This window comes from Paenibacillus sp. 1A_MP2 (assembly GCF_052244825.1).
GTDB lineage: Bacteria > Bacillota > Bacilli > Paenibacillales > Paenibacillaceae > Paenibacillus > Paenibacillus vandeheii.
Map to the genome: position 1 here is coordinate 5,471,086 of NZ_JBQQCS010000001.1, position 18,314 is coordinate 5,489,399.

Here is an 18,314-nt window from a genome sequence, read left to right on the forward strand (position 1 = left end):
TTCTATATTTGTATTTTACTGAGCAACTACTTCGCTACTAATAATAAGTTATAAGGACATTTTTACCCATTAAGCTGAGTCATCATTTCTTTCATATATCGTGTTCCATGGACCTCATTTTGGGGACTTACCTTTTCAATGCGAGCTAAGTCATCAGGTGTCAGTTCAATCGTTGCAGCGTTCGCGTTTTCCTCCAAATATTTGATTCGTTTCGTTCCCGGAATCGGCAATGCGTTATTAGCCATAGTCCAAGCTAAAGCCAATTGTGCAGGCGTACAACTCTTCTCCATCGCGATCTCTTTGATTTTATCCACAACTTCTATATTTCTAGCGAAATTGTCTCCTTGGAACCTCGGCATATATCTGCGCAGATCATTAACATCCAAATCTTCGAATTTACGTATCTCACCTGAGATAAACCCTCTACTTAATGGACTGTATGCAATATGAGTAATATTCAATTCTCTCGCAGTCGGTAGAATCTCGTCCTCAATATCCCGGCTCCACAGGGAATATTCGCTCTGCAACGCAGAAATCGGATGAACGGCGTGTGCACGGCGTAAAGTGGAAGCCGATGCTTCCGACAAGCCAAGGCAGCGTACTTTCCCCTCTTAACCAAGTCAGCCATTGCGCCAACAGTTTCTTCAATCGGAATCTGAGGATCTACCCTGTGTTGGTAGTACAGATCAATATAGTCGGTGTCCAGCCTGCGAAGACTTGCTTCTACAGCCTTTTTCACGTAATCCGGATGACCATTCAACGTCTCATAGTTTGGGGTATACGCAAATTTGGTAGCAATAATGGCCCGATCCCGACGTCCCTTCAGCGCTTTCCCCAGTAGTTCTTCATTATGACCATTACCATACACATCAGCTGTATCTAGCAATGTAACGCCAATCTCCAGCGCGTGATGGATGGTTTTCATTGACTCCTCATCATTGGTTTCCCCGTACATCCCCGGAGACATGCCCATAATTCCCAATCCAATCGAAGATACGACTATATCGCTATTTCCCAGCACTCTTTGTTTCATTTCTCCATCTCTCCATCCGTTAATATTAGTCCTTACCGATGCTTTCCATTTGATCTAGCAGCTTGCTTTCTGAAGGAAGCTTTCCTGTTTCTATGTCTTCATAGATGGTCAATTTGTTATTTACCGCTGCAAGTGCTTCGGCAATTTCTAGTTGGCGGCGATGTAATTCTTCCTTATATTCGTGAAGGATCGCTTTCCGTTGTGGAATGGTTGAATCCCCGTCCAGTGCCAGACTAACCATATGTTTCAGTGTAGATACTTTCATACCCGTTGCCCGGAAACAAGACATTAGTCTCATCCAATCCAAATGTTCTTCCTCGAACATCCGATTTCCATGTTGATCCCGCCTAATGTAAGGGAGCAGTCCCTCCTTCTCGTAGTAACGAATTTTATGTGCAGGACAACCCAGCCGCTCCGAAGCTTCTTTTATCGAGAAAGCCATAATGCTGACTCCTCCTTTATGTTCATTTTTGGATGCATTTGGCCGGTTCTTTTACATCCTAAGGCTTAATGTTCACATTAAGGCAAGCACAAATTTCAAAAAAAATTAAATGAACTGACGTTCACTATTTTTAACAAATGGAGGACATAACACACGCTTCAGTACTGGGAAATAACGAATAGAGGAGATATGTTGAAAAGATCGGTGAAAAGCTGGGATTCGGAGGAAAAGAACTTGGAGAATCTGAGCAATTGTTTCACTTACTTTAATTGTTCGGTGCCATAAAGTACCCGGGCCTGATCACAGTTCAACGGTTCGGTAAAAGGTACTTCCATGAAGTATTCCAGTTGCCACTGTTGCGTTTTTTGAGCCTGCTTACTTGTTGGCTTGTCCCAAGGCGGATATACACGTATAGCCCGCTTGCCACCTTTGCCTTGATCCGATACAATATCTCTCTGTAACAATACATGCTTCGGAAATACAAATTGACCAAAGTTGCTACCTGTGCGCGTACTAATGACATACATATCTGCTGGATCTGATACATCATATGGCTGTGTCGATCTATCCTCACTCCGCTGCCACAGGGTAACAAATTGTCCAATCTTGGTTGGTGTGGTTTTGGCGACGCGAAATCGAATGGAGAGAGAATTTAAGGTGAATACATACGCCCCGTATTCAGCATTTTGTGCTTCTTCATGTGGTTGTGAGCAAACAAAGCCACACCTGTCATAGATGAGTTCTTTACTGGCAAGTAAGTCGCCATGAAATATATCTGGGGTCGTCCAAATATTCGGACGATTCAAACTACTTTTGTTATCCAACTTGTGATATCTCTCCTGTCTTGTATAGTCTGAACTAAGGCATTTGCGATAGCTGTAAAAAGTTTGCTAGTTCAAAGTTCCTGACATAATCGCTTCCATTCCTGCCATGCCTTCAAGTATTCAGGCAGATCATCAGGATGATGCTTGTTACTCAGCCCAATTCGGCAATATAGATGGACCAGAGCTTCCTCTATCAATCTGGATTTTTCCATTTCCACCTGTTCCAGAAGTTCGAACGCAGCAAATAATGTTTCGGTATTGATATCATCCGGCGAGGAGCTAAAAGCATACAAGAAATCATAGAGGATAGGTCCAACCATTGGAGATGGGTCAATGACGCCGATGAGTTCATTTTGAGCATATACAAAATTATGAACCCCCGTATCGCCATGCAAAAGAAACTTCTCTTCTTGCTCATGAAAGAGACGATCCACTTTGGACTGAACCAGATTATAATCATCTGTCGTTAAAATACTTCCGATATTCATCTTTGCTTCATGAATACTAATCTGATTGAATTCTTTCCATGTCTTCTGTGGGAATTCTATTCTGCCCCATGATTTCGGTTCTGAAGAACGCACATATGTATTGAACAGGTCTTTCACCAGACGAGTTAACCAGTCTCTTTCTGTCCCCGATTGAAATGGGTTGTGCCTTCTATATAGGAGTAAATTAGATAAGTGTTGTCCCGATCAGTCAACAAAACTTCAGGCAATAACGAAGAATTCTTATAGGTATCCAAAAACTGCTGGGCGATGTGAATCTGTTCGGGTTCATCTGATTTCAGAATATAATGCTTATTCAGATTGGTACTCAACCGATAAACACGTCCAGCTGTGGTACCTGACAAACTTTTAATTTTAGTTATTTCTTCGTTAATATGATGCATCTTGAATAAGTTATTGATCTCATTAATCGTTGGATTGATTAGCATATGGTTCTCCTCATATAGTTCCCTTCCATGAATGATCCATTGTACTGCATTCCAAATATCTTCTGCGATATAATCAGGTTCGGTCTCCGTCCATTTGTCTCTGAATTTGGTTAATGAAGATTCTCCCCAGCCTGTTCTTACCATGATCTTTGTCGCACCTACGGCATGGGCAGCAAGCATGTCTGTATCTCCTACATCTCCAATAACTATGCATTTGGATAAATCCAGACCGTGTTCCTCTGAGGCCTGTAATAACATTCCGGGTTTAGGCTTTCTGCAGCTGCATTCTTGCTCATGCGGACATATATAGGAGTGATCGAATCCGTACTCGCGAAATTGCTCTTCAAAATCCTCAACACTTGCTTCTCCACGTGAGATTCGGTATTGATTAGTAAAAGCCAGTACCATAATTCCTTCTCGTTTCAAACGCATAAATGCTTCTTGAGCATTTGGGTATAATCTGAAATCTCTCGGATGAATAAAATGACCTGTACCACCGATTGTTCCATCTCTGTCTATAAAAACAGCTTGTACGTTCCCCTGTGGTTTCATCATGGTCTGTTCCTTTCTTAGAAAAATTTCAAGTCGTGTCGTTCATCTATACTTTCTCATCGATAATATGCTTGCTATCATCTTGCTGCTTATGGTGTTGCTGTTTTAATTTCAGTTTTCAGATAATGTACTTCTTTGATTAATATATCCAGCTTTTTCGAAGTTTTAGATGAATCTATGGCATAACGTATTATTGCAGCAAAGATAAGAACCACAATTAAACTGTAATTGATTAACTGTTATGTTTACATGCATAAAACGTATTGTCAAACCAAGTGCGACGGAATTACTCTGAAGGATTTGTGAATACCACTATATAGAAAGAGGTAATAATCATGACAAATAGAGCATTTTTCCCGATTCTTCTGCTCTTCCTTCTTCTCACAGCCTGTGCTTCAGAAGTTCCTGCTGAAAATCACGACACTGAAGTTGTCCTAAGAAATGAAGCTCTGCCCATAATTACGAATGTTGAGACTAACTTTCCCAAAAAAGATGGTTGGATTGTAATTCCTACAGATAGCACAGAGTTAAATGTCACAGTAGAGGCGACCAATGCGGAAACCCTTCTTTTCTGGAGCGTTCCAACAGGACAGATACTTGGGGAGAAAGAGAACTGATCGGATACGATACCAATGAGAACGATGGTTGGAAAATAACGTGGAATATTACGGGTAAGTCTGTGCATCACCACATGAATGTTCAAGCATTGGGGAGTGACGGTAAGACCATAACCGATGAAACGATAAATATTACGAATGAGTAAGGTTATTTAAATCCTTTAATTAACGAAGATATAATTAATAATGGAGGCCTCCCCGATAACTATTATCTTAGGTGGGCCTCCATTATTTTGTTACTTAAAGCCTATACTCTCTTTCAAACGGCTAAACATCGTTTTACTTCTTTCTGGAATTCCCCACTGAAGTTCCAACAAAATGGGAGGATAATAGATGGGGTTGATCCATGAGTAGCTCCCATCCAATTGAAGGTTCCCTAACCAAATTCGCTTTTCCTTATCTGCCTTGATCGCCCACTTACCGGAGTACACCATATGGCCTTTATTTTTGCGAGCGAACTTCTTGGCTTTATCAAAATCAAACACTTCTAGCAGGGAGCGATCAATTTCTCGACTCATCTGCTCATGCTTCTCTTCTTTGGCTTTCCAGGAAAATTCAGAATCCCAGATCTCAACTAATTGATAACCCACGATGGATTGACTTAATATTTCTCTCAAAAAATCTGAAACGTATATGTAAGATAACTCTCTGTCCTCACTTGGAAGCTTTATTCTGAATATGTGTTGTCCTTGCAATGCTTTTTGATCTAAAACGAGTGAATACTCATCAAACTGAGGAATGTCGTCATAATAAGTTCTTACTTTCGAGTTTTCCGGATCTATACAATCGATAACACTCAGCACGTGTAAAATATAATATTCCTCTTCAGTAGCCGTTGAGAGTGGCAAAAACTCGATATGTTCGATCTGGTTCATTTCCAATAGTTCTTTCATTTTCCTACTGATGACAAGCGCTCCCGTGTATCTGTTTAAAATATCGGCTGGCTTGCCCACATCATTAAACTCTACGCTAGGTGCAGACCATTCCTGAATAATAGGCTTATTACAGCCTAATGCCTCGTATACTTGATCCAATTTCACCGAATCGCTAAACTCAATCGTATTATTCGGTGGATAGTAATCTAACAACCATGCTTTCATTCATTTCACTCCTGCTTGTAAGATAAGTACTCTTGCTAAACAAACCAAAAACGATAAAACTCTAACCAAAACCATATGATTCCTAATATCATCATGATGCTTCCTAGTACTTTTAAGATAACTTCTATAGACTTAGAGATCTGACCGTTTGGCAGGATATCCTCAAATCCCTCATTTGGTTTTATTCCCCTATATCTCATCAGAACAAAACATTTATATAAAATATCGGGAAAGAAGTACAACACAATACCCACGACAGACACCGGAATGGATAAATAACCAAATGTGCTGGTATTCCATTCAATATCCATACCTTCTGATTTCCTCCCATATAGATTCATTGATTATTTAATAAAATGCGCTCTTTCCTCTTGGTTGGAACTAAAAATATAATCTGGATACTTGTTTGAAATAGGTGGAAGCCCCTGCTCGGGGAAAAATTGCAGATCCTTCATCTCTTCATTATCGGGTGTTAGTTGTCCAGACTTGATGCTGCATTCAAATACAATGGTTAAATATTCGACTTGGTGACCGTTACTATATGTAAACCGTTGCTCCTCGCCGCCATAAATCCCTATTACTTTCTCCGGTTCTATGATAAGTCCTGTCTCTTCCAATACCTCTCTTACAATCGCTTGAGCAGGTGTTTCTCCAAGCTCGATTGCTCCAGCGATTAAGCCCCAGTTGGTTTCATTGTGTTTACGGCCGAACAAAATTTCTCCTTGTTCATTTCGAATAACCCCAGCCACACCCGGCATAAAAATAAGCTGGTTACCGATCTTATCCCTAAGATTTTTATAATAGTTAGACATACCCATGTAGAATGGACCTCCTTTTTTAGTTACTGAACCCCTGCCGTACCAAAAGTGTTTTCAATGGCTTATTTATAATGTTCCCAATGAAAATAAAACGGACCTACATCTAATTTTTTATCATTCAATACAAAATCTCTCCAGATCACAACATCATCTTCTCTATCAATTTTCACAGAGATAAATCCACATTCTTCATCTCCACACCAAGGACAAACTAAAATCGGATATCTATAATACATGGATTCATGTGGCTTATTTCAAACTTTGATAGAGCGATTTACCATCAATAATGATGTCAGCAAATTTCGTGTTTTTATTACCGTCTTGTTCACGATCGAACTCATCGTATCTTCAAGCTAATTTGATTTTTATGGTACTGATATTCACTACATTCCCCCATACTCAGCCTCTTAGGTTCTGTCTCACTCTTCATCAGCGAGAATATCTTCACAGCGAACAATCAGTTCAGGCATAGGTTCCCCTCCAAAAAGAACGTGTAGCTCATACCCCTGATCTATCCGATATAATTCTTGATACAGCCAGTAACTGCCCACAATCTCTCCCTCTTGCTTGATGATTTCGGGTTTAACGAGCGTAAGTTTATTTATATTGGTGAAACCTCCATGGGTGTCAAAACGAATGACAAATTCCTCTCCTGTCAGCAGTTCCGTCACTGTACAATCATGAAATTGAACCCGGCTATGTATTTCACCTGGAATATCCTGTGCCACAACAGCTTCCCTGTATTCTTTCGATACGCGTTCCATCTCTTTCGTATTTTCTGCGCTCTTTTTCTTTAATTGTCTCAATACTTCTCTTGTGCAATACCCCAGCGTAAACACACGGATATCTGCAATTTGTTCCAGGATTTCCTTTGGCAAACGCTCCGTCTGATGCTCAAAATTCCACTTCATCGCTTCTTTGTACTCTTCTTTGCATTTCTTCGCGTCAAAAGGTGGGCGGACATCATACTCCGCAATAAGCTTCTCAATATGTGCTCTCTCTTCCGGTGGCATGTGGTATACCATCTGATCCTCTTCCGTTACCTCTTCCCCGCTAAAAGCTTTCTCTACACGAGTCATGACCTGACCATCATGCTCCAGCATAAAACGAGGGTCCAGATCATAAATCCCGCGCTCCTGCTTTACATGCTCTTTTTCCTTGCGTTTATACAGCCGTTGGAAAAGAGCTTCGTTCCATTTGCAAGCTCCGCTATGTACTCTTAAGCCAAAATGAAGACCCATCTGCTGACACGTTTCGTACCATTCTTTTGTTAAATATTTCATGAGCATCTCTCCTGTTGATATTCTGAATTAGACCTTTAAATTCACCGCTCACTGATGTAAGGGAACTGGAAAAAGTGAACAGCATTATGCCCTCATGACAAGATGGTCTCAATGCAATAAAAGTACAATTCTAAGCTAAGGTTTGAAAGAACTTGTGTTTCATATCTTTATGATTCCGTGCTGCCCATGCATGTAACTCCTCTAATCCTTCGGTCTCCTGATTTCTTTGGAAATAAAAGCATAAATCCATCGGCACTAACCGTTTTCCATAGAGTTTAAAACCTATCCGTTTGTAATTTACATAAATACACTCAATCTGGGATGCATCATATTTCCGATGTTTTGTAGAAATTACATGATCGCTTTCCAGCGTAATGCTGGGTTTGGTAAAAAACAAACGCCGAATCAGAAAAATGATATTACCTAGAATAAAGATCAATATAACGATCAGGAAATACTTCAGAATACCATTTTCGTCGAATATAACATTTCTGAAAAAAATAACTTCAATGGCTAGCATGCATATTAAATTCAGTACAGCTCTTGGGTAAGTCGTCGAATATGTGATAAGATATTCCTCCTATTCAAATTTCCTCAATCCGCAGCCATTTGGAAGGAGTCTTCTTGGCAAAATGCTTTTCAACAAAATGCAAAATATCATCGCTTCCGGCAATTTCGCTTCGTCAAACGTCATCCATGGGTAATCGCTATGTTCATGATTTAACTGGACAGGCTAGCTCTCGTCCAGATACCCTATCTTCCCCCCTCTCTTCAACGCTCTGGAGAGTCAAATTCCTCCAAAACTTTAGATTTATCCCCGTGAACCTTTTCAAGATGTTCCTCTCCCCAATAACACAAATGGTCCAGGGCAGGTTTTAACCCCCAGCCGTAAGTCGTTAACTCATATTCCACTTTAGGGGGAACCTCCGAATATACCTTTCGCTGTACAATCTCATCTTTTTCCAGACCTCTGAGCTGTGTTGTCAGCATTTTCTGCGTAATGTCCGGTATTAACCGCCGCAATTCTGAAGTACGTTTCCGCCCTGTCATCAAATGATAAATAATCAAAGGCTTCCACTTTCCACCCATCACTTCCAAAGCCACCTCCACGCCTACTCTATATTTCTTGGGAGAGCCCGTTTGTCCATGTTCCGTCAACATTCATCCCTCCTTCTCCGCTTCTTTTCGTTCCACTATTTAAACCCTATTTCAGTGGATCAATTCAGGGTACATTCATGTTCCTATGGCACTTCATTCTTCCTATAGAACATCAAAGTGCGTACTTCCAGATGTTTTCATTCCTGTTTATAATAGCATCAGCGATGAAGCCATGGCTACAAGACTGCTATTGAGAAAGGTAGTGAAATGCAATTATGAACGTATTAGTCGTTGTGTCGCATTCGAGAAAAGATTCCCTGACCTTTCAGGTTACCGATCGTTTCGTGCAGGGTCTGGCCGAGGCTGGTCACGGTTATGAGATATTGGATTTGCATGAGATTGGCTTCGACCCGATTCTCCGAGGCATGGATGAACCTGACTTTACCGAAGAACATCAGGTGTTCTCCCCTGAGATTGATACGGAGATGGAGCGATTGAAGAAGCACGATGCTGTCGCTTTTGTGTTTCCTCTCTGGTGGTGGCATCTGCCAGCCATGCTGAAAGGCTATGTGGATCGTGTCCTGAACAACGGGTTTGCCTACGGCTCGAACAAACTTCATCATCAGCAGATATTGTGGATTGCTCTTGCGGGCGTGACGGAGGAACAGATGCAAAAGCGCAACTATGATGAGTCGATCACTAATTTGCTCAATGTGGGTATTGCCAATTACTGTGGCGTGCCCCAGTCGAGCGTTGAATTTTTATATGAAACGCTGGATGCGAAGCCTGAGCATTACGAGACATTGTTGAAGCAGGCGTATCAGTTGGGACTGAATTATGGCAAAGATACTTCGACATTATAACGGTATTATGGCGCTCAATGATATTCCTGATATAAAGTCTGATGATCCGTTTCAAATTCTATATCTTCATGCCTCTTTGCGAAAATAAATCACGTTTACCAGCACGTTAACCTCTGGCGATGACAGAACATGCTATACCCTTTCTTCTTCGTAGCCACAGACCGTACCGAAATTGGATTCGTGAGGAAGCCAAAAAGATATTAAAACGCTACTGACATACCGTTGTCAGTAGCGTTTTTTATAATCGGAGTAAGTAAACGTAAAGGAGCGAGAGATAAATGCGAAGTATGAATTGCATCGGCTGGGGACACTCTATGCATCAATTGAGCCGCAACTAGGCGTGGAAGGATGGTCATTAGACCAACAACTAGCGAACATCGGTCAACCCGCAAATTAGGCCTTCTAATGGGCTGTTTGATGCTTGGCTATTTGCTACAGCTACTTTGCCCCTTACGGAAGCTTCACTGGTTCTGGTCCAAAATGATGTATTGTATTATTTATTATAGGAAGGATGATATTTTGTGAATTTCGCTTCTGTACGCATCATTACCGACGACGTGGATCGTCTCGTCGAGTTCTATGAGAAAGTCATGGGTGTTACTGCTGAGCGCCCCGCACCCGTTTTTGCCGAACTCGTTGTGCCATCATGCACCCTGGCAATCGGCCACTCTCAGACAGCGCAACTATTCGGCGCTGGTTCCGTAGTGGCAGCCAACAATCATACTGTCATCATCGAGTTCCGCGTCGACGATGTCGAAGCCGAATACGCGCGCTTGAAGCCGTTTGTCGCTGATTGGGTACAGGAACCAACCACGATGCCGTGGGGAATCGTTCTGTGCTATTCCGTGATCCCGACGGCAACCTCGTTAACCTCTTCGAGCCGGTGACCGAGGAAGCGATCAAACGGTTCAGTGGTAGGCGTTGACAGACATTTAAAGTGAGTGAGGCCTCAATTCAGGGAGTGGCAACGATTCGTAAAATATATTCATTGCCGTATTCCTCTAATATAATAAAGTTATCTTTAAATCAAGTCTTCAATCAACGAGCGCCTTTCTTGAATAAGAGAAAAGCGCTCGTTTTGCATTGTAGGATATGAGCATGGAGTTTTGAAGGTTTCTTATTCCACCATTTTGAGGGGATGGGTAAAGACACCCATTTATTGTTATTTTTTCATCAAAAAAGAAGCCACCTCCCTGGCCTTCCACCAGTTCAGCAACTCCTTTTTCACAACCCTATTCTAACCCCTACATTCAACTACTCCTTCACAGCCCCAACCACGATCCCGGTTACAAAGTACCGTTGCAGGAACGGGTACACCAGCAGGATCGGCAGTGCACTGATAAATATCTGCGAAGCCCGAATGGTCCGTTGGGACAGGTTCGCAACAGCTTCCGGATCAAGCTTCGACATATCCGCCTGAACGATGATCGTCTGCATGAATGTCGCCAGTGGCAGCTTTTCTGCATCACGAATGTAGATGATCCCGTCAAAGTACGAGTTCCAATGTCCAACCATCATGAAGAGAGAAACGGTTGCAATGACGGGTACGGAGACGGGCAGATAGATTTTGATAAACGTCTGAAAGTGCCCTGCCCCATCAATAAATGCAGCTTCCTCCAGATCCTTGGGAACGGTACGGAAGAAATTCAGCAGCAGAATGATGTTGAACACCGCAACCAAACCCGGCAGGATCAATGCTAACAAAGTATTCATCAGTCCCAGCTTCAGAATCAGGATATACCCCGGAATGAGGCCACCGCTGAACAGCATCGTGATGACAAAATACCATAGATAGATGTTGCGTGCACGGAACACCCGCGTCTCCTTGGAGAGCGCGTATGCTGCAATCGTATTGACGATTAACGCAAGCCCTGTTCCCAGTACCGTCCGCTCTACGGACACCCACAGGGAGGAAAGGAAATTGCTGTTAGCGAATGTTTTCGCATACGCCTCCAGTGTAAAACCAATCGGCCAGAACGTAACGAGTCCAGCATTAGCAGGTGCAGTTGAGCTAAGCGATACCATGAGTAAGTGATACAATGGCAGCAAGCAGAGCAGTGAAAGGATGGTCAGTAACACATTGTTGATTATGCTGAATATGCGGTAAGGCATCGTTTTATGATACATGAGTTCGTCATCCTTTCTAGAAAATTCGGTATCCGGCGAATCGGTAAGCCAGTCGGTAGGAGATCACAATCAGGATCAAACTAATGACCGATTTGAACAGATTCACGGCGGTAGCGAAACTGAACTGTCCACTTAGCAGACCTTCTCTATACACAAACGTATCGATAATATCCCCTTGCTGGTAAATCAATGGACTGTATAAGTTAAAGATCTGGTCAAAGTTGGCGTTGAGCACATTACCCAGTGCCAGCGTTGCAATGACGATCCCAATCGGAATAAGTGCCGGGATGGTAATATACATCGTTTGCTTCCAGCGTCCCGCCCCATCCACTTCAGCCGCTTCATACAGTGACGGGTTAATGCCGGACAGTGCCGCGAGGAAGATGATCGTGTTGAATCCAAACTCCTTCCAGACATCACTCGCAATAATCGTGAATCGGAACCAGCTGCCATCCCCCAGGAAGAAGATCGGCTTGATACCGAATACCGAGACCAGGAACTGATTGACGATCCCTGTCTGGGCCAGAATGTCGATCAGAATGCCTGATAACGTTACCCATGACAGAAAGTGTGGTAGATACACAAGCGTTTGAATCGTTCTTTTCAGCGCCATCTTCCGTACCTCATTGAGTAATAAGGCGAAGATAAACGGAATGATCAGGTTCATGACGATCTTGGAACAGGCAAAAAACAGCGTATTCCACGTAATTTGCAGGAAGTAATCATTTTCCCACATGTATCTGAAATGCTTCAGCCCGACCCATTCGGAATCGAAAAAACCAAGTGCAGGTTTATAATCTTGAAATGCCATCAAAATCCCGGACATCGGAATGTATGAAAAAATAAAGACCATAATAGCCGCCGGCAACACCATCAAGTGCAGAATCCATGGTTGTTTATAGCGTTTTTTTGTTTTTCTGTTCGGCTTGCTCCCAATGTCCGCTTGAGGTACCCGGTTAGCTTCCATATTAGCCTCCATAGCGCGCTCCTGTTCCCAAAAAAAAGTTTTTGTGTGTAATGGGGATCTCTGATATAAATAGTATCAGGCATTTCTCAGGTCTGACTATATAACATTGTTAGGCTTGATAGTGTTTTGTTAGGAATATCATCTGAAGAGGTTGTTAACATAAGAATTTGAAGGAGACACTTTATGAATATATGGAAGCGCTTTATATCATTTGGAAGAACATCCAGATCCCGGTTTAGTCTGTTTGCCAAAATAAACTGTTTAATTGTGGTCCTGTTCATCCCCATTATTATCATGTATACCTACTCGAACAACGTCACTTATGATGTTGTAAGCAAAGAGCTACAGGTTTCCAATACGAAGCAGCTCACGTTTTTATCCAGTCAGATCGATTCCCGCATCAATCAGATGATGGATTTCAGTCTTATTCTCTCCAGAGATCCCAATGTCAGAGCATTCAATGGCTTGAACATTTGGAATGATCGTTATGACAAGATGCAGACCCGTTATGTCATTCAAGAAAAGCTGATGCTGCAATCCGGGGTTACCGATATATGGCCTACCCGATATGCGGTGCATTCACAGCAGAACCAAGATGTGATTGCCAACTACAATAGAACAACAGGGTATGATGAGAATTACCTGAAAAGAAATATGAGCGGACAATGGACGTATGGTGATGGTTCCGAGTCCAAAGAGGATATGCAATCTTTTTACTGGTTCTTTACGGATTCCTTGGCCCAGCCGGGCATGTTGACGGGAAGCAATCTGGTGATTGAAGCCAGCTTCAGTTATGAGAACATTCAGAACATGCTGGATTCGTATAAGGAAGGTGGGCAAGGTGATCCCTTCTTTTATCACAAAGGAAATTCACCCATTCTGAACCGCAGTGCAGACAAGCAACTATCCGAGGAACTCATTCGTTATCTGGATGAACACTCGTCCGAGGACACCACACAGGATGTCGTCAAGCTGAACGGGAAAAAGTATCTGGTTAGCTCGGTGAAATCCTCCTATCTGGATTGGCATTTGGTCGATGTGGTTCCACTCTATCAGATTCTACAGCCGATCTCGCTCAGTCGGAACTTGTTCTATCTCTTTATGATTCTGCTGTTTGTGGTGGGCATTTCCGCTTCGATCCTGTTATATAGAAACATTCAATATCCGATCAAAAAGCTGATCCAGGGCTTACGCCGCGTACAGCGCGGAGATTATTCCGTACGTCTGCATAGCAAGAACCAGAATGAGTTCTCGTTTTTGTTCCATCGATTCAATGATATGTCACATCAGATTCAAGACCTGATCGAGAACGTGTTCCAGGAAAAAATCAGAGCCAAGGAAGCTACGCTGAAGCAACTTCAGGCGCAGATCAATCCGCATTTTCTATATAACTGTCTTGGCTATATCATCAACATGGCCCAGATGAAAGACGAGCAAGCCGTTGTTTCCATGGCCCATAACCTAAGTGCCTACTATCGTTATACGACACGAGTGGAGCGAGAGACATCTTCTCTAAAAGAAGAAATCAATCTGCTCGTCAACTATTTGGACATCCAGAAGCTGCGTAATGGACGAATCGAATATCACATCGACATCCCTGAGGATATGCTCGCCCAGTCCGTACCACGATTAATGCTGCAACCGATTGTGGAAAATTCGGTCATTCATGGCGTGGCGAAGTCGTATTCATCCGGTGAAATTCGAATTACTGGCGAGAGCTCGAACGGGTTCTGCAAAATTTACATCGATGACGACGGACCCGGCTTGAACCCGGATCAGTTGGAGGCGTTGAATCTGAAAATGCAGCAGCCGCTGCAGGAGGAAATGGGCTGCGGCCTCTGGAACACGAATCAGCGAATCATGCACCTGTTCGGCAATCAATCCTACCTTCTATTCGGTCCCTCCCCTCTCGGCGGATTCCGAACCGAAATGATCTGGGAGATACCGAAAGAGGATACCGAGCGAGAAGATGTTTCTAAGAGTTAAAGTTAATACAAACAATAAATTGACGATTTAATTTTGAACAAGATCACGTACACGATAACGCAGAGGACAGAAAAAACCTGAAGAAACGGAGTGCTCGCCTTTATCACCAGATTTACACATTATAAAATTCATTCAATAAATCCGGGGGTAACAGCGATCGGAAGGTTATTCTGTCATCGAAGTGGCAAGTGTACAGATGTCTGCGTTCAACCACTAAGGAGACAATACAACATGCAAATGATCATCGTAGACGATGAAGCACACTGGGTAGATAACCTTTCCATGACCAAGCCCTGGCATACGCTGGGGATCGAACAGGTGCACAAAGCATACTCGGCGCACGAAGCACTTCAACTAATCGATACCCACCCTATAGATATTGTGATCTCGGATATTCAAATGCCTGAAATGACTGGTATTGAACTGATCGAACGGATCAGAGTCCGTGACAAAAAAATAAAATGCATTCTTTTATCCGGACATTCCGAATTTGATTACGCCAAAAAAGCCATCCAGTTCGAGGCCGTTGATTACTTGCTGAAACCGCCAACAGACGATGAATTGATGGGTGCCGTTCAGAAGGCCATCGATCAATTAAACACCGAATGGGAACTCGTAAGCTCACTGAAACGAACCCAGTTTACCCTGCGGGAGAATCTGCCGCATTTGCGGGGTCGACTGCTCCTTGAAGCTTTGCAAGGACATCGAATTGCCTCCAGCGAATGGGCACGTAAACTTGCGAATTACGATCTGCCCTTCTACGCCGGGGATTGTGCATTAATGCTTGTACGTATGGAAGAAGAATTCGGACAATATGACAACAACGATCAAACCTTGCTTGAATATGCGGTCATCAATATGGCGGAAGAGATTATGGGTGAGTTTATGGAAGTGTGGGGCGTGAAGGAGGAGCATGGATATCTGGTATTTCTGCTTCAACTGAAAGAGAACGATACGGACATTGGCAAAGAAACCATACTGGAGAAGCTTTCCGTACAGCTTCAGTCCAAAGTTAAGCAGTTCCTGAAGGGGTCCCTCTCCATCGTCATCACCGAGTGGTTCGCGTTTCCAGATCAGCTATATGATCGTTTTCGGCAAGCCTCCGCTTATTTCCGGCAAATTGTCGGCGACGAGCGTGAATTCGTCATGCGGGTCAGCGACGTGGAGACTCCGTCGGCACAAGGTCCGCTGGATGTCCTGTATACCCCACCCACTTTCATTCATCTGTTAGAGAGTGGTCAATGGGATACGGCAGAAGAAAAAATACTAGCCGTCTGTGCGGAGCTGGATGAGAAATGGTCGGAATCGTGGGAGCATTGTATGGAGGCTGGTTTTCTAATTACGGCTTCGTTCACCAATCTCGCACACCGGAACAGGCTGACTTTGGCCAATTTAATGGGAGACGATATCGAGTGGTTGCAGAGCGGAGAAGCTTTTACCACCATCAGTAAACTGCGCAAATGGTCGCTCAGTGTGCTTGGCAAACTCAAGGAAGGCACGTCCAACGAGATCAAGGACATCCGTTCCGAATATGTGAAGAAGATTCAGGATTTTACGGATAAGAACCTGCATCTGGATGTTTCTTTGCGTGTACTGGCCGACCATGTTAATCTGCATCCGACTCATTTGTCCAAGATTTATAAGATCGAAACGGGCGAAGGCATCAGTGATTATATCTCGCGCCTGCGCATGGATCGGGCCTGTCACAAGCTCGTTACGACCACCAAAAAAGTATATGAAATCAGCATGGAGATTGGATATATGGACCCGGCTTACTTTATCAAAGTGTTCAAGCGCCAGTTCGGCGTCACGCCGCAAGAGTACCGAGACCAGCATAAATAACATAATAGAGTCCTATCGAAACTAACAAACTCATATAGATGCCCTCCCGTCCAAATTGGTACAGTTACACTTGTAAAGATCATACATCGTAGGGGATTGAACAATGATCAAATTCAAAACATGGTGGTCACTGCTCATGGTTATCGCGCTCATCACGATCACTGCGTGCGGCAGTGGCGATACAGCCAGTGACAATGGTACCAAAGATGATACACCGGCGACCGTCGGTTCAGCTGAAGCAGAAGCTGCTTTTGCTAAAGGAAAATACGACCCACCCATCGAATTCAGTTCGGTATTGATGCCGAAGAAATACGTGCAAGGGGATACCAAAGAAAATAACGTTCACGATCGCTGGATGCTGGAAACGCTGGGTATGAAGCATAAAGATACCTGGTATCCGGCCAATGACGATCAATACAGACAAAAGCTTCAACTGGCTATCGCCTCTGGCGAGAAGTTGCCTGATTTTGTAACCGTACCCACCAATGCGGTATTGACCAATCAGTTGATCGACTCCGGTCAATTCATCGCGATCGATGAGTTGTTCGACAAGTACGCAAGCCAGACCCTGAAAGATCACGCAGCAGCACATCCTGAGCTATGGTATCCGTTCACCAAGGACGGCAAGAAATACAACATGCCGATCATGGAGTACACCGATAACGACGATACGCTGCTCTGGCTCCGCGAGGATTGGATGGAGAAGCTGAACCTGGAAGCTCCCAAAACCATCGCAGACCTTGAGAACATCATGGACAAATTCAAAAACGAGAACCCGGACGGTCTGTCTCCAGACAAAGTATTCCCGCTGGCGATCTCGCTGAAAAATAACACCAACACCTGGATGGGCCAACTCGACTGGTTGTTCGGGGCATACGGCACAATCGAGGAGCAATGGAACAAAGACGCAAACGGCAATCTGGAGTACGGCTCCGTTAACCCGGGTGCGAAACAAGCACTTGCCAAGCTGGCTGAATGGATGAACAAAGGTTATATCCACGCCGACTCCGCCCTGTGGGACGAAGGTAAATCTGCTGAAAGCTGGACGAAGGGCCAAGCAGGCATTCTGCCTGGCGCAAACTGGGTACCCGACTGGCCTGCACCTGACCTGCTGAAGAACGTACCTGGCTCAAAATATAAAGCTTACCCTGTTCCAGCTGGCCCAGACGGCAAGATCGGTACGAAGTGGCAGAACTCTGGTGTCAACGCAAGTATCATGATCAACAAGGATGCGAAGCATCCAGAAGCCATCTTCCTGTACTACAACTACTTGCTCGATAACCTGGCTAACCCGGCTGCGGGCAGTGAGTATGAATACGGCTTCGCCAAAGGTTACGACTGGGATATCATTGACGGACAACCGACCAGTGACAAAGAGAAGATCAAAGACTTCTCCAACGAATTCCCGTTCCTGACCGGTCCAGCACGTATCCCGGATCTGTACATGAAAACACTCGTGAAGCTGGCCAACGGCGAGAAGCCTGAAACACCTTACGAGAAACAAATGGCCGAATTCCGTAAACCGGAAAACTGGTATGCAGGTAAAGTCGTTATGTCTCAGATCGACATCCGTAAACAAAACTACTTTACTGGCGCTGCAACGCCAACCATGGTCTCCAAATGGAACCTGCTCCGCCAGTCTGAGATGGAAACCTTCAACAAAATCATCTACGGCCAACTGCCGGTTGATGCCTTTGACCAATTTGTCGCCAACTGGAAATCCAATGGCGGTGATCAGATCACGCAAGAAGTGAATGACTGGTTTAAATCGGTAAGTGCGAAGTAAGATTTGGATTTTGGAAAAGTAGAGATTATAAAAACAGCCGAA

General features: G+C 43.7%; 16 protein-coding genes and 3 pseudogenes. 6 read left to right on the top strand and 13 right to left on the bottom strand.

All coding sequences use genetic code 11. The features are described from left to right. Positions 1 to 62 precede the first annotated feature (62 nt). The 5 genes and pseudogenes from ACTWJ7_RS26820 to ACTWJ7_RS26840 form a co-directional block, all read right to left on the bottom strand. Positions 63 to 1,033: pseudogene (locus tag ACTWJ7_RS26820) on the bottom strand (aldo/keto reductase). 25 nt (positions 1,034 to 1,058) lie between these two features. Beyond that, positions 1,059 to 1,475, bottom strand: coding sequence for a MerR family transcriptional regulator (locus ACTWJ7_RS26825; protein ID WP_024628148.1), 417 nt, complete (start codon positions 1,473 to 1,475; stop codon positions 1,059 to 1,061). Between the two features lie 260 nt (positions 1,476 to 1,735). Further along, on the bottom strand, positions 1,736 to 2,299 hold the full coding sequence (locus ACTWJ7_RS26830; protein WP_094937650.1) for a MepB family protein: 564 nt from the start codon (positions 2,297 to 2,299) through the stop codon (positions 1,736 to 1,738). Positions 2,300 to 2,370: 71 nt separating this feature from the next. Continuing rightward, positions 2,371 to 2,904 carry a hypothetical protein gene (locus tag ACTWJ7_RS26835; RefSeq protein ID WP_443146022.1) on the bottom strand — a complete coding sequence of 178 codons (534 nt, stop codon included), beginning with the start codon at positions 2,902 to 2,904 and terminating at the stop codon, positions 2,371 to 2,373. Between the two features lie 8 nt (positions 2,905 to 2,912). Beyond that, complete coding sequence (locus ACTWJ7_RS26840; protein ID WP_443146023.1) at positions 2,913 to 3,788, bottom strand: HAD-IIIA family hydrolase; 876 nt, start codon at positions 3,786 to 3,788, stop codon at positions 2,913 to 2,915. 332 nt (positions 3,789 to 4,120) lie between these two features. Between ACTWJ7_RS26840 and ACTWJ7_RS26845 the strand changes: the two genes are divergently transcribed. Then, positions 4,121 to 4,402 carry a hypothetical protein gene (locus ACTWJ7_RS26845; protein WP_079346524.1) on the top strand — a complete coding sequence of 94 codons (282 nt, stop codon included), beginning with the start codon at positions 4,121 to 4,123 and terminating at the stop codon, positions 4,400 to 4,402. Between the two features lie 236 nt (positions 4,403 to 4,638). Here ACTWJ7_RS26845 and ACTWJ7_RS26850 read toward each other — a convergent pair whose 3' ends face one another. The 6 genes and pseudogenes from ACTWJ7_RS26850 to ACTWJ7_RS26875 form a co-directional block, all read right to left on the bottom strand. Next, on the bottom strand, positions 4,639 to 5,502 hold the full coding sequence (locus tag ACTWJ7_RS26850) for an imm11 family protein (protein WP_079346526.1): 864 nt from the start codon (positions 5,500 to 5,502) through the stop codon (positions 4,639 to 4,641). A 35-nt stretch (positions 5,503 to 5,537) separates the two neighbouring features. Continuing rightward, on the bottom strand, positions 5,538 to 5,813 hold the full coding sequence (locus tag ACTWJ7_RS26855; RefSeq protein ID WP_079346528.1) for a hypothetical protein: 276 nt from the start codon (positions 5,811 to 5,813) through the stop codon (positions 5,538 to 5,540). A 33-nt stretch (positions 5,814 to 5,846) separates the two neighbouring features. Then, positions 5,847 to 6,320, bottom strand: a complete 474-nt coding sequence (locus ACTWJ7_RS26860) for an NUDIX domain-containing protein (RefSeq protein WP_079346530.1) — start codon at positions 6,318 to 6,320, stop codon at positions 5,847 to 5,849. A 62-nt stretch (positions 6,321 to 6,382) separates the two neighbouring features. After that, a pseudogene (locus tag ACTWJ7_RS26865) lies at positions 6,383 to 6,698 on the bottom strand (oxidoreductase). Between the two features lie 41 nt (positions 6,699 to 6,739). Then, positions 6,740 to 7,603: a DUF4085 family protein gene (locus ACTWJ7_RS26870; protein ID WP_079346532.1), complete on the bottom strand. Its 864-nt coding sequence runs from the start codon at positions 7,601 to 7,603 to the stop codon at positions 6,740 to 6,742. A 771-nt stretch (positions 7,604 to 8,374) separates the two neighbouring features. After that, the gene (locus tag ACTWJ7_RS26875) at positions 8,375 to 8,764 is read right to left on the bottom strand and encodes a winged helix-turn-helix transcriptional regulator (RefSeq protein ID WP_079346536.1); all 390 of its coding nucleotides are present in this window, start codon (positions 8,762 to 8,764) and stop codon (positions 8,375 to 8,377) included. 212 nt (positions 8,765 to 8,976) lie between these two features. Here ACTWJ7_RS26875 and ACTWJ7_RS26880 point away from each other — a divergent pair, with 212 nt between their 5' ends. After that, a complete protein-coding gene (locus ACTWJ7_RS26880; protein WP_053780276.1) occupies positions 8,977 to 9,564 on the top strand; it encodes an NAD(P)H oxidoreductase in 588 nt (195 codons plus the stop codon). Between the two features lie 521 nt (positions 9,565 to 10,085). Next, positions 10,086 to 10,489: pseudogene (locus ACTWJ7_RS26885) on the top strand (VOC family protein). 329 nt (positions 10,490 to 10,818) lie between these two features. Here the strand turns inward: ACTWJ7_RS26885 and ACTWJ7_RS26890 are convergent. After that, positions 10,819 to 11,691: a carbohydrate ABC transporter permease gene (locus tag ACTWJ7_RS26890; RefSeq protein WP_301881747.1), complete on the bottom strand. Its 873-nt coding sequence runs from the start codon at positions 11,689 to 11,691 to the stop codon at positions 10,819 to 10,821. 16 nt (positions 11,692 to 11,707) lie between these two features. Then, positions 11,708 to 12,565: an ABC transporter permease gene (locus ACTWJ7_RS26895; protein WP_443146425.1), complete on the bottom strand. Its 858-nt coding sequence runs from the start codon at positions 12,563 to 12,565 to the stop codon at positions 11,708 to 11,710. 276 nt (positions 12,566 to 12,841) lie between these two features. On the opposite strand from ACTWJ7_RS26895, the gene ACTWJ7_RS26900 reads away from it, so the two are divergent. The 3 genes from ACTWJ7_RS26900 to ACTWJ7_RS26910 all read left to right on the top strand — a co-directional run bounded on the left by ACTWJ7_RS26900 (position 12,842) and on the right by ACTWJ7_RS26910 (position 18,272). Continuing rightward, on the top strand, positions 12,842 to 14,644 hold the full coding sequence (locus tag ACTWJ7_RS26900) for a sensor histidine kinase (protein WP_301881748.1): 1,803 nt from the start codon (positions 12,842 to 12,844) through the stop codon (positions 14,642 to 14,644). A 231-nt stretch (positions 14,645 to 14,875) separates the two neighbouring features. After that, complete coding sequence (locus ACTWJ7_RS26905) at positions 14,876 to 16,486, top strand: response regulator transcription factor (RefSeq protein WP_301881749.1); 1,611 nt, start codon at positions 14,876 to 14,878, stop codon at positions 16,484 to 16,486. A gap of 103 nt (positions 16,487 to 16,589) precedes the next feature. Beyond that, a complete protein-coding gene (locus ACTWJ7_RS26910; protein ID WP_301881750.1) occupies positions 16,590 to 18,272 on the top strand; it encodes an ABC transporter substrate-binding protein in 1,683 nt (560 codons plus the stop codon). The last annotated feature ends 42 nt before the right edge of the window (positions 18,273 to 18,314 follow it).